Source organism: Enterobacter cloacae complex sp. P16RS2 (assembly GCF_014982155.1).
Lineage (GTDB): Bacteria > Pseudomonadota > Gammaproteobacteria > Enterobacterales > Enterobacteriaceae > Enterobacter > Enterobacter cloacae_M.
In genome coordinates this window covers 15,936-28,943 of sequence record NZ_JADCKW010000035.1, presented here as the reverse complement: position 1 = coordinate 28,943, position 13,008 = coordinate 15,936, and the positions used below count along the sequence as shown (strand labels likewise).

The window sequence follows — 13,008 nt, the reverse complement described above, 5'->3', positions numbered from 1 at the left end:
CTGCGCTTCGAGTTTTGTGGAGAGTCATTTTGCGTGTCAGCCGTTCCTTAACAATCAAACAGATGGCGATGGTTTCTGCCGTCACCATGCTGTTTGTACTGCTCTTCTGCGTAATTTTGCTGTTTCATTCCGTACAGCAGAATCGCTATAACACGGCTTCGCAGTTAGAAAGTATCGCCCGCTCGGTGCGCGGCCCGCTCTCTGCCTCTATCCTGAAAGGGGATATTCCCGAAGCGGAAACCATTTTAAAACGCATTCAGCCTGCCGGCGTCGTGAGCCGCGCCGACGTCGTCTTGCCCAACCAGTTTCAGGCGCTGCGGATGAGCTTTATCCCGGAGCGTCCCGTCCCGATGATGGTGATGCGCCTGTTTGAACTGCCGGTGCAGATTTCGCTGCCCGTTTATTCGCTCGAACGCCCTGCCAATCCGCAGCCGCTGGCCTACCTGGTATTACAGGCGGATTCCTACCGCATGTATAAATTCGTCATGAGCTGGGTGGTTACGTTAGTGACCACTTGCTTACTTATGACGCTTATTCTCAGCGTGGCGCTCACCTGGTGCATTAACCGGCTGATTGTTCATCCGCTGCGCCGTATCGCCCGCGAGTTGAATACGCTTGCGCCGCAGGATCAGATGGGGCATCAGCTTGAGCTACCGCGTCTGCATCATGACGATGAGATAGGTATGCTGGTGCGCAGCTACAACCTCAACCAGCAGCGCATCCAGCGCCAGCAGGATGAGTTAAACAGCAGCGCCACGCGCTTTCCGGTGTCGGAGCTTCCTAATAAAGCCTTCCTGATGGCGATGCTGGAGCAGACCGTTGCCCGTCAGCAAACCACGGCGCTGATGGTTATCGCCTGTGAAACCCTGCAGGACACGGCTGGCGTGCTCAGGGAGAGCCAGCGCGAAATGCTGCTGCTGACTCTGGTTGAAAAAGTGAAGTCTGTCCTTGCCCCGCGTATGGTGCTGACCCAGGTCAGCGGTTACGACCTGGTGGTGATTGCCAACGGCGTAAAAGAACCCTGGCATGCGATCACTTTAGGTCAGCAAGTACTCACTGTCATTAATGAGCGGTTGCCCATTCAGGGTATCCAGCTTCGTCCAAGCGCCAGTATTGGTATTGCAATGTACTATGGCGATTTAACGGCAGAGCAGCTTTATCATCGCGCGTTCTCGGCGGCGTTCACCGCCCGGCGCAAAGGGAAAAATCAGATCCAGTTCTTCGCGCCGGAAGAGATGGAAAAGGCGCAGCAGCGACTGACCGAAGAGAGCGACATCCTGACCGCGCTGGATAACCGCCAGTTTGCCCTCTGGCTACAGCCGCAGGTGAATTTGCAGACGGGAGAAGTGAAAAGCGCCGAGGCACTGCTGCGCGTGCAGCAGCCGGATGGCTCATGGGAGCTGCCGGAAGGGCTGATTGAGCGCATTGAGTCCTGTGGCCTGATGGTTACCGTTGGCTACTGGGTGCTGGAGGAGTCCTGCCGTCAGCTTTCCGCCTGGCAGGAGCGCGGCGTGACGCTGCCGCTGTCGGTCAATTTGTCTGCCCTGCAGCTTATGCACCCGACCATGGTTTCAGAGATGCTGGAGCTGATCCATCGTTACCGAATCAAGCCTGATACGTTAACTCTTGAAGTGACGGAGAGCCGACGCATCGACGACCCTAATCAGGCGGTCGCGATCCTGAAACCGCTGCGTAATGCCGGCATTCGCATCGCGCTGGACGATTTTGGCATGGGGTACGCCGGGCTGCGTCAGCTTCAGCACATGAAAACCCTTCCGGTGGATGTGCTCAAAATTGATAAAGCGTTTGTCGACGGTCTGCCGGGCGACAGCAGCATGGTGCAGGCGATTATCCAGATGGCGCGCAGCCTCAATCTGCATCTTATTGCCGAGGGAATTGAAACCGAAGCGCAACGCGCCTGGCTGGCAGAGGCGGGCGTGGAGAGTGGACAAGGCTTCCTTTTTGCCCCTGCTGTTCCTTCGGATGTCTTTGAAGAACGATACCTTTCTGGTGCTGACAATAACGCAAAAGTGTAATTTTGTTGCTGGCTTGTGCGAGCCAGCTCAAAGTTCTTAACATTTGTGTTTCAAATTTGAACTGAGTTTATTTCTGTCCTGTTATGTGGGTGTTATTTTAAAGCCGCAGGTTAACCATAACCTTACAAAACCTGTGGTTTTTCTTCCCAAGGACACCTTATGAAAACCTCACTCTTCAAAAGTCTTTATTTCCAGGTCCTGACAGCCATCGCCATCGGTATTCTGCTGGGTCACTATTACCCTGAGCTGGGCGCGCAAATGAAACCGCTTGGCGACGCGTTCGTTAAGCTCATTAAAATGGTCATCGCTCCGGTGATCTTCTGTACCGTCGTGACGGGCATCGCTGGCATGGAAAGCATGAAGGCGGTCGGTCGTACCGGTGCAGTGGCGCTTCTCTATTTTGAAGTGGTCAGTACCCTTGCGCTGATTATCGGTCTGATCATCGTCAACGTGGTGCAGCCGGGCGCGGGGATGAACGTAGACCCGTCAACGCTGGATGCCAAAGCGGTCGCAGTGTATGCCGAGCAGGCGAAGGATCAGGGCGTGGTGGCCTTCCTGCTGGACGTGATACCGGGCAGCGTCATTGGCGCGTTCGCCAGCGGAAACATCCTGCAGGTTCTGCTGTTCGCCGTGATGTTTGGCTTTGCTCTGCACCGTCTGGGCAGCAAAGGCCAGCTTATCTTTAATGTGATCGAAAGCTTCTCCCAGGTAATTTTCGGCATCATCAATATGATCATGCGCCTGGCGCCGATCGGTGCTTTCGGTGCGATGGCCTTCACCATCGGTAAGTATGGCGTCGGTACGCTGGTGCAGCTGGGTCAGCTGATTATCTGCTTCTATATCACCTGTATCCTTTTCGTGGTGGTGGTGCTGGGTTCCATCGCCCGCGCGACGGGTTTCAACATCTTCAAATTTATCCGTTACATCCGCGAAGAGCTGCTGATCGTTCTGGGGACCTCCTCTTCAGAATCGGCGCTGCCGCGTATGCTCGACAAGATGGAAAAGCTGGGGTGCCGTAAATCGGTGGTCGGGCTGGTGATCCCAACGGGCTACTCCTTCAACCTGGACGGCACCTCAATATACTTGACGATGGCGGCCGTGTTTATCGCTCAGGCGACCAACAGCCATATGGATATTTTCCATCAGATTACCCTGCTGGTGGTGCTCCTGCTCTCTTCTAAAGGCGCTGCAGGGGTGACGGGCAGCGGATTTATCGTGCTGGCTGCTACTATTTCCGCTGTGGGTCACCTGCCGGTGGCGGGTCTGGCGTTGATTCTCGGTATCGACCGCTTCATGTCAGAGGCGCGTGCGTTAACCAACCTGGTGGGTAACGGCGTGGCAACGGTGGTGGTGGCGAAATGGGTGAAAGAGCTGGATCACAAAAAGCTCGACGATACTCTGAATAATCGTTCAACTGACAGCAAAAATCCTGGCTTAACCTCTTAATCTTGTCACAAATGCCCGTATTCCCTTGTCGGGATGCGGGCTCCTGCGCATAATAACTGTTCGTACCTGTCATAATTCGACAAGATTTTTTTTGGGTATATTTCACTTCTGACCGTGACGTTTTGCCGAACGCGCGGTCTAATCGACGTGTTTTCATCGTCATCTTTAAGAGTGAAGCGCGTCGCGAAACACTCTTTTTTAACCAGGAATGTTGATCAGGGGTTCACATGCAGGGCACAAAAATTCGACTCTTAACCGGCGGTTTGCTGATGATGGCAGCAGCCAGTTATGTGCAGGCAGATGCGCTCCAGCCAGACCCGGCCTGGCAACAAGGGACATTAGCGAACGGTTTTCAGTGGCAGGTTTTAGCCACTCCGCAACGTCCCAGTGACCGTGTAGAAATCCGTCTGTCCATTAATACCGGTTCCCTCGCGGAAAGCACTCAGCAAACCGGTTTTAGCCATTTTATTCCCCGGCTGGCGCTCACGCAGAGCGGCAGCCTGCAAGCGGTTCAGGTGCGTTCGCTTTGGCAGCAGGCCATCGATCCGAAACGCCCGCTCCCACCGGCAGTAGTCTCGTATGACTACACTATGTTTAACCTGAGCCTGCCAAATAACCGTAACGATCTGCTAAAAGAAGCACTTACGTATCTCTCCGATGCCTCTGGCAATCTGGCGATTACGCCGGACACCGTCAACTATGCGCTGAGCAACAGCGACATGGTGGCGACCTGGCCTGGAGATACCAAAGAGGGCTGGTGGCGTTACCGCCTGAAAGGCTCAACGTTACTGGGACATGACCCGGCCGAACCGCTGAAACAGCCTGTCGATGCCGAACAGGTAAAATCGTTCTACCAGAAGTGGTACACCCCGGACGCCATGACGCTGATCGTTGTGGGTAACGTGGACAGCCGCGCGGTGGTGGAGCAGATCAACAAAGCGTTTGGTGATTTGAAAGGCAAGCGTGAAACGCCAGCCCCTGTTCCGACGCTCTCTCCGCTGCGTGCAGAGCCTGTCAGCATTATGACGGACGCCGTGCGTCAGGATCGCCTCTCCGTCATGTGGGATAACGCCTGGCAGCCCATCCGCGAGTCCGCGGCGATGCTGCGCTACTGGCGTGCCGATCTGGCGCGTGAAGCGCTGTTCTGGCACGTTCAGCAGACGCTGAGCAAGAACAACGTGAAGAATATCGGTCTTGGCTTTGACTGCCGCGTGCTGTTCCAGCGTGCGCAGTGCGCCATCAACGTTGAGTCGCCGGGCGATAAGCTGAATGCCAATCTGGGCGTGGTCGCAAAAGAACTGGCAAAAGTGCGTAAAGAGGGGCTTTCCGAAGAGGAATTCAACGCTCTCGTGGCGCAGAAAAAACTCGAGCTGCAGAAGCTTTTTGCGACCTACGCTCGCGCCGATACCGACATTCTGATCAGCCAGCGTATTCGTTCCCTGCAGAATCAGGTGGTGGACATTGCGCCGGAACAGTACCAGAAGCTTCGTCAGGACTTCCTCAACGGTCTGACCGTCGATATGCTCAATCAGGACCTCCGTCAGCAGCTGTCGCAGGAGATGGCGTTGATCCTCCTGCAACCGAAGGGCGAACCGGAATATGACATGAAGGAACTTCAGAAGACCTGGGATTCCATTATGGCTACCGCGCCGCAGGCTGCGCAGGCCGCCACGGCTGATGATTTACATCCGGACGCGACGGATATTCCGCAGGGGCAGTAATGCTTAAACATTCCCTCTCCCTGTGGGAGAGGGTTAAGGTGCGTGCATTAGCCCGCACCCTCCTTAAACAGGCATCGCCTCACGCGGAATAATCGCTCCGCGATACTGAATCACCGTGCTGGCCGTCAGGTGCCCACGCTGTGCCGCCGCTTCCGGCGTTCCACCCGTCAGACGTACTGCCAGATAGCCCGCGCTGAATGAATCACCGGCCGCCGTGGTATCAATAACTTTCTCTTTGGCAAGCTTCACCGCCGGAACGTCAACCAGCGCTTCGCCCGCTACCGCGACCAGGCATGAATCCGCCCCGCGCTTAATCACCACTTCGCTCACGCCTGCCGCCTGCGTGCGTGCAATCACCTCCTCTACCGGTTTCTCACCCCACAGGGCGTCTTCATCGTCGAGCGTGAGGAAGGCGATGTCGGTGCACTGCAGCATCTGCTGATAGACCTGCTGCGTCTCTTCGCGGCTGGCCCACAGGCGCGGGCGGTAGTTGTTATCGAAAATAACCTTACCGCCGTTGGCACGGCATTCGCGCAGCAGCGAGAGCAGCTTTTCACGGCTGTCGGTGCTTAAAATCGCCAGGCTAATGCCGCTCAGATAGAGATAGTCAAAGGTCGCCAGCTCTTCGCAGATGGCCGCGGCCGCGTCGCTCTCCAGCCAGAATTTGGCCGCGGCTTCGTTACGCCAGTAATAAAATGTGCGTTCGCCGGTGCTGTCGGTTTCGATGTAATAAAGCCCAGGGAGGCGGTTCTCCATACGCTGAATCAGCGACGTTTCAACATGTTCACTCTGCCAGGCATCCAGCATTTGCTGGCTGAAGCTGTCCGTGCCCAGGGCGGTCACGTAGTTCACGGTAAGCGCCTCAGGTGCAACCTGACGGGCAATATAAACGGACGTGTTTAACGTATCGCCACCAAATCCGCGGCTGACTTCCGCGCCTTTTTGTGACAGCTCAATCATGCATTCGCCAATCACGGCAATTTTTTTGGACATAGTCGTGAACCTGAACAGAAGAATTATCAGCAGTGTGCGCTGAGTGAATTAACCGGTCAACTATATTAAAACAACGTTCCATTATTTTATTTGAGCCAGCGCGTGTTCCCGCGCATTTCTGTCATCTTAATTTCATTTTCCCGGTGAATTGAACATAAAGTTCTCAATTGTCGCGCCGATAATCCTGTGACGAGTCCAGAAAGGCTATCCCAACAACAGGACATCTGAAATGAAGTCAGAGCAGGTTATCCAGCGGCTGAGCACTACGCCTGAGGCAAGTATTGAGAACTTGCAGGAGCATCGCTACTGGCTGCAATGTGAGCGTGCGTACACCTATCAGCCGATCTACCGAACAGATGGTCGACTGATGGCAATTGAAATTTTGACCGTCGTTACGCATCCCTCAAACCCTACTCAGCGCATCGCGCCGGATCGCTATTTTGCCGAAGTTGCCGTTCGCCAGCGTCTGGACGTGCTGGAAGAGCAGCTTCGTATGCTGGCGACGAAGCAACCTTTTTTCGAACAGCACGATATCCTCGCCTCAGTAAACGTCGATGGTCCAACCCTGCTGGCGCTGCGTCAGAACGCAAAATTGCAGGAGCTGATCGCCACCCTGCCGTGGATGCGCTTTGAGCTGGTGGAGCATGTCCGCCTGCCGCAGGATTCCTCGTTTGCGTCGATATGCGAATACGGCCCGCTGTGGCTGGATGACTTTGGCACCGGTATGGCGAACTTCTCCGCCCTGGGTGAAGTGCGCTACGACTACATCAAAGTGGCCCGCGACCTGTTCATTATGCTGCGTCAAACCCCGGAAGGGCGGAATCTGTTTACGCTGTTATTACAGCTGATGAACCGCTATTGCCAGGGCGTGATTGTTGAAGGTGTAGAAACACTGGAAGAGTGGCGTGATGTGCAAAACTCCCCCGCAGCGGCGGCGCAAGGCTATTATCTCTCCCGCCCGGTACCCATGGATCGCCTCGATAGCGTGATAACGACCCTCTGATAAGCCCGCTTCCCTTTGTCTGGACTATAGTTTTACAGGACAGGTCATCAGGAAAGGGGATAAAAATGACGAGAACAACCAGGGTAATCTCCTGGACAGCAGGGATTTTCTTGTTGTTGATCGTGGTCGTCGCCATCATTATTGCGACGTTTGACTGGAACCGTCTCAAGCCGACCATCAACCAGAAAGTCTCAACCGAACTGAACCGCCCCTTCGCCATACGCGGTGATTTAGGGGTGGTGTGGGAGCGTCAGAAAGAGGAGCCCGGCTGGCGCAGCTGGATCCCCTGGCCACACGTCCATGCCGACGACATCATTCTCGGCAACCCGCCGGATATCCCGGACGTCACCATGATCCACCTGCCGCGCGTTGAAGCCACGCTGGCTCCGCTGGCGCTCCTCACCAAAACGGTCTATCTGCCGTGGATCAAACTTCAGCAGCCCGATGCGCGTCTGATCCGACTTTCAGAAAAAAACAACAACTGGACGTTTAACCTTGCCAGCGACAGCGAAAAAGATCCGAATGCCCAGCCTTCCTCCTGGTCATTCCGTCTCGACAATATTCTTTTCGATCGCGGACGGATCGCCATCGACGATAAGGTCAGCAAGGCGGATGTGGAGATCCTCGTCGATCCGCTGGGCAAACCGCTGCCGTTTAGCGAGGTCACGGGCACGAAAGCAAAAGGCGACGCGGCAAGCGTAGGTGACTATGTCTTCGGCCTGACGGCAAAAGGACGCTACAACGATCGGCCTCTCAGCGGTAAAGGAAAAATAGGCGGCATGCTGGCGCTGCGGAGCGAAGGCACGCCGTTCCCGGTTCAGGCGGACTTCCGTTCCGGTAACACCCGCGTGGCGTTCGTGGGCACGGTCAACGATCCGATGAATATGGGGGGCGTCGACCTTCAGCTCAAATTTGCCGGCGATTCGCTGGGCGAGCTGTATGAACTGACCGGCGTGCTGCTGCCGGATACCCCGCCGTTCGAAACGGACGGGCATCTGGTCGCCAAAATCGATACCGAAAAAGCGTCCGTTTTTGACTACCGGGATTTCAACGGCCGCATCGGCGACAGTGATATTCACGGCACGCTGACCTACACCACCGGAAAACCGCGCCCGAAACTTGAAGGGGATGTTGAGTCCCGTCAGCTGCGTCTGGCCGACCTGGGCCCGCTAATTGGCGTGGACTCGGGTAAAGGGACCAAGTCGAAAGAGGTCAAAAAGGATGTTCAGCCTGCCGGCAAAGTGCTGCCATACGATCGCTTCGAAACCGACAAATGGGACGTTATGGATGCGGATGTGCGCTTCAAAGGCGGAAAAATTGAACATGGCAGTACGCTGCCGATCAGCAATCTTTCGACCCATATCCTCCTCAAAAACGCTGACCTGCGCCTGCAGCCGCTGAAGTTCGGCATGGCGGGCGGGACAATTTCTTCGAACATTCATCTGGAAGGCGATAAAAAGCCGATGCAGGGACGGGCGGAGATCCAGGCGCGTCGATTGAAGCTGAAAGAGCTGATGCCGAACGTAGAGCTGATGCAGAAAACCCTCGGTGAAATGAACGGTGATGCCGACATTCGCGGCGTGGGGAACTCGGTGGCGGCGCTGCTGGGCAGCGGCAATGGTAACCTGAAGCTGCTGATGAACGACGGGCTGGTGAGCCGAAACCTGATGGAGATCCTGGGGCTGAACGTCGGTAACTACGTCATCGGGCAAATCTTCGGTGATGACGAGGTGCGGGTGAACTGCGCGGCGGCCAATCTGGATCTGGTTAACGGCGTGGCGCGTCCGCAGATATTTGCCTTCGACACGGAAAACGCGGTGATAAACGTGACCGGGACCGCCAGCATGGCCTCGGAGCAGCTTGATTTGACAATTGACCCGGAAAGTAAGGGGATCCGCATCATCACCCTGCGCTCGCCGCTTTACGTGCGCGGAACCTTCAAAAATCCGCAGGCGGGCGTGAAGCCCGGACCGCTGATTGCGCGCGGTGCGGTAGCTGCGGCCCTGGCGACGCTGGTCACCCCAGCCGCAGCCCTGCTGGCGTTGATTTCGCCGTCTGAGGGCGAAGCGAATCAGTGCCGGACTATTTTGTCGCAGATGAAGAAGTAGCTCTCTTCCTCCCTCTCCCTGTGGGAGAGGGGCGGGGTGAGGGCATCGGGCCGCAGTGAATTACAGAGCCTGGTGCTTAGTCTCGTGCGTCAGCAGCAGCGCAATCAGCGTCAGCGCCGCCATGGCCGCCAGATAGACCCCCACATAGAACAGACCATAGTTCGCCTGCAGCCAGGTGGCGATATACGGCGCAACGGACGCGCCCAGAATAGAGGCAACGTTGTAGGAGAACGACGCACCGGTATAACGCACTTCAGTCGGGAACAGCTCAGGCAGCAACGCGCCCATCGGGCCGAAGGTCAGCCCCATCAGGCTCAGGCCAATCAGCAGATAGGCCATCACCAGCGCCGGGCTACCTGAACCCAGCAGCGGCGGGAAGACGAACAGAGCAAACAGCATGATGAGCGTGGTGATCGTAATCATGCTTGCACGACGACCAAACTTATCCGCCAGCAGACCCGCAATCGGCACCATCACGCCAAACCCGATCACCGCCATCATCAGCATCCACAGCACTTCGTTACGCGGCAGCCCGAGGCCAACCGGCGCGGCGGCGGTACTGAACGTCATGGAGTAGACGGTCATGATGTAGAACAACGTATAGGTTGCCAGCATGATGAACGTGCCCAGTACGGTCACGCGGACGTGTTTGGTCAGCAGCGTACCCAGCGGCACTTTCACCTGCTTGTTCGCCGCGGCCACTTTCGCAAAAACAGGAGTCTCATGCAGCGAAACGCGCACATACAGGCCAATCAGCACCAGCACGGCTGAGAAGATAAACGGGAGACGCCAGCCCCAGCTCATGAACTGTTCATCCGTCAGCAGCCAGGAGAGCAGCAGGAACGTCCCGTTGGCAAAGAAGAAGCCAATCGGCGCGCCCAGCTGCGGGAATGAACCGTACAGCGCGCGCTTGCGCGCCGGGGCGTTCTCGGTGGCCAGCAGCGCCGCGCCGCCCCATTCACCGCCCAGCCCCAGACCCTGACCAAAACGCGCCAGCGCCAGCAGGACCGGCGCCAGAATGCCGATGGTTTCATAGGTCGGCAGCAGACCGATGGCTACGGTGGAGATGCCCATCGTCAGCAGCGAGGCCACCAGGGTGACTTTGCGGCCAATGCGATCGCCAAAGTGTCCAAACAGCGCAGAGCCAATCGGACGCGCAACAAACGCGATGGCAAAGGTCGCCAGAGACTGCAGCGTGGCCGCCGTAGGATCGCCCTGCGGGAAGAAAATATGCGGGAAGACGATGACCGCGGCGGTGGCATAAATATAAAAGTCGAAGAACTCAATGGCGGTGCCAATCAGCGAGGCGACGACAACTTTATTGCGCGAGTTTACCGGAACGTTTTCCGTTCCTGAGTCGAGTGTGGTGGCTGTTGCTTGCATAATATTTTCTTATTTTTGTCGAACGAAAGGCCATATTACGCACAGCAAAAGCGACATTTCAATCTGTAACAAAGCCGCGCGCTGGTGATAAAAGCAACAAAAAGCGGATAATTTTCAGGCCAGCGAAAACACGTCTATGAAATGCTTCACAGATTTTAAATATTAGTCAATTAAACTGGTTTTCGGTTAAATAAAAGTTACGGACTGGATTTATATGCTGAAATGATGAATCGGGCTGAAATTTCAGCCCGAGAGTGGGGCTAGCGGTGCGTTTTACCGGGCATTCGCGTGTCGCCTTTGTACTCGGCGGTGGCAATCCATGCCGCGCAGAACAGGGTCAGGCGAGCGAAAAAGTAGAAGAAGGCCATCAGTCCCAGCACCGAGCCAAACGCCGCGCCAGAAGGGGATTTCACCAGCGACGGCAGCGTGTAGGTCATCACGATTTTGATCACCTCAAAGCCGATCGCCGCAATCAACGTGCCGCGAATCAGCGCCTTCTTGCGCGGACGATGGCGGGGCAAGCGCCAGAAGATCCAGAAGAACAGCAGGTAGTTGGCAAAGATGGAAATGGCCAGCCCAATGCCGCGCCAGGCGGGCTTCAGCCATTCGATGTAATCAAGGTAGAGCGCGGAGATGATCATCTGCTGCGCCGAGCCCGCCACGGAGGTAATGGAAAGCGTCACGATCAGCGCGACGAGCAGGCCAATCAGCGAAACAAAATCGCGGAGATACTTCACCCAGATTTTCTCCTCGTCCTGCGGCTTACGCTCCCAGACGTCGCGCGACTGGGCGCGGATGGCCTCGCGCAGGTTGCCCATCCAGTTAACGCCGGAGTAAAGCGCAATCAGCAAACCGACGATACCCACGGTGGTACGCTGCTGAACGGCGGTATTGATGGTGCTCTTGAGGGTGCTGGCAAGGGTCGGGTCACTGACGTTATTCAGGATTTTATTGAAGATATCCTGCAGTAGCGTCGGGTGCGACGCGAGCACAAAACCGGCTGCCGCAAACGACACCATCAGGATTGGGATCATCGACAGGAAGGAAAAATAGGTGATGGCGGCACCAAACTGGTTCCCCATGCGGTCATTAAAGCGCTCGGTCGCGCGTATCAGATGCGCAACCATGGGAAACTGCTGAATTCTCGCGGCGATGCCGGTGACGGTCCCCAGCGCTTTGCTGGCGGTGCCTGGCGTTTTGGCCTCTTCGGGCCCGGTTTCCATCTTTTTGACGGGCTCATACTCTAAATGTTGGGTGGGTCGTTGCGGGTTGTTTTCCGGCGTCACGCGCATTTTCCTTTTCGTTGAGCTGGATGTGTTTTTGAATTATAGCTTGCGGCTAGTCCACGTAAGCTTTTGTGAGTTCGGTAAGCCACTCCATGAACAGATGGACCCGGCGGGAGAGGTTGCGGCGGTGAGGGTAAATCAGGGAGACGGGCATCGGTTCGGCCCGGTATTGCGGGAGGATCTCAATCAGTTTCTTCGCGCGCAGTAAATCGCGCACCCCAACCCGCGGAACCTGAATAATGCCCAGCCCGGCGAGACAGGCAGCCTGGTAAGTTTCCGTGCTGTTGACGGTTAACACCCCGCCCGTTTTAATCCACTGCGTCGCACTGCCGTTATAAAACTCAAAGCCCTGCGGGCGGGTTCCCAGCATCGCGGCGTAGTGGATCACGGCGTGCGAGCCCAAATCGTCCAGGGTTTCCGGATAGCCAAATCGCGCCAGATAGTCCGGGCTGGCGCAGTTAATCACCGACAGCTTGCCCAGCGGACGGGCAATCAGCCCTGAATCCTTCAAAGTGCCGACGCGCACCACGCAATCAAACCCTTCGCGGATCACATCCACCAGACGATCGCTGCTGCTGAGCTCGAGTTCAATGCCCGGATAGTGCTGCAGAAAAGCAGGTAGTTTGGGGATGACTAAATTTCGAGCAACCCCGACGGGCATATCCACGCGGAGCCGACCGCTGATGCTGGAGGGATCGTGCTGAAACATACCGTCGAGTTCATCAAGGTTTGCCAGCAGATCTTTCGCCCGTTCGTAATAGACCATGCCGTCCTGCGTCAGGCTGACGCGGCGCGTGGTGCGGTGCAATAGCTGGGTGCCAAGCCGGTTTTCCAGGGCCTGAATTTGCCGCGAGACGCTGCCTTTCGGCAGGGTTAATGTTTCGGCCGCGCGGGAAAAACTTTCCAGTTCCGCGACGCGGACGAACAGCTGCATTGCGTGAATTTTATCCATAGAGGAAGCTCATTGTTGTTTCTGGTGAAACAGTGAAGCGTTTTAACCCATCTTTATTGATTTTCTATCACCTAATAAGC

At 56.1% G+C, this 13,008-nt stretch carries 9 protein-coding genes; 5 read left to right on the top strand and 4 right to left on the bottom strand.

Features of this window, described 5'->3' with window-relative positions:
* Positions 1-29: 29 nt before the first annotated feature.
* From hmsP to INF68_RS20070, 3 genes are all read left to right on the top strand, one after another.
* A complete protein-coding gene (gene hmsP / locus INF68_RS20080; RefSeq protein ID WP_126786756.1) occupies positions 30-2,036 on the top strand; it encodes a biofilm formation regulator HmsP in 2,007 nt (668 codons plus the stop codon).
* Positions 2,037-2,195: 159 nt separating this feature from the next.
* Complete coding sequence (locus tag INF68_RS20075; protein WP_023309587.1) at positions 2,196-3,482, top strand: dicarboxylate/amino acid:cation symporter; 1,287 nt, start codon at positions 2,196-2,198, stop codon at positions 3,480-3,482.
* A 227-nt stretch (positions 3,483-3,709) separates the two neighbouring features.
* Entirely contained in the window at positions 3,710-5,203 is a 1,494-nt protein-coding gene (locus tag INF68_RS20070; protein WP_109846194.1) for a pitrilysin family protein, read from the top strand.
* A 63-nt stretch (positions 5,204-5,266) separates the two neighbouring features.
* Here the strand turns inward: INF68_RS20070 and INF68_RS20065 are convergent, their stop codons facing one another.
* Positions 5,267-6,196 (bottom strand): sugar kinase, encoded by a 930-nt coding sequence (locus INF68_RS20065; protein WP_126786757.1) that lies wholly within the window; start codon positions 6,194-6,196, stop codon positions 5,267-5,269.
* Between the two features lie 229 nt (positions 6,197-6,425).
* Here INF68_RS20065 and pdeH point away from each other — a divergent pair, with 229 nt between their 5' ends.
* Positions 6,426-7,199, top strand: coding sequence for a cyclic-guanylate-specific phosphodiesterase (gene pdeH / locus INF68_RS20060; RefSeq protein ID WP_109846192.1), 774 nt, complete (start codon positions 6,426-6,428; stop codon positions 7,197-7,199).
* A gap of 65 nt (positions 7,200-7,264) precedes the next feature.
* Positions 7,265-9,307, top strand: a complete 2,043-nt coding sequence (locus INF68_RS20055; protein WP_126786758.1) for an AsmA family protein — start codon at positions 7,265-7,267, stop codon at positions 9,305-9,307.
* A 60-nt stretch (positions 9,308-9,367) separates the two neighbouring features.
* Here INF68_RS20055 and INF68_RS20050 read toward each other — a convergent pair whose 3' ends face one another.
* The 3 genes from INF68_RS20050 to INF68_RS20040 all read right to left on the bottom strand — a co-directional run bounded on the left by INF68_RS20050 (position 9,368) and on the right by INF68_RS20040 (position 12,928).
* Positions 9,368-10,690: an MFS transporter gene (locus INF68_RS20050; RefSeq protein WP_045404756.1), complete on the bottom strand. Its 1,323-nt coding sequence runs from the start codon at positions 10,688-10,690 to the stop codon at positions 9,368-9,370.
* A gap of 260 nt (positions 10,691-10,950) precedes the next feature.
* Positions 10,951-11,976 carry an inner membrane protein YhjD gene (gene yhjD / locus INF68_RS20045; protein WP_109846200.1) on the bottom strand — a complete coding sequence of 342 codons (1,026 nt, stop codon included), beginning with the start codon at positions 11,974-11,976 and terminating at the stop codon, positions 10,951-10,953.
* 52 nt (positions 11,977-12,028) lie between these two features.
* Entirely contained in the window at positions 12,029-12,928 is a 900-nt protein-coding gene (locus tag INF68_RS20040) for a LysR family transcriptional regulator (RefSeq protein WP_045404754.1), read from the bottom strand.
* Positions 12,929-13,008 lie beyond the last annotated feature (80 nt).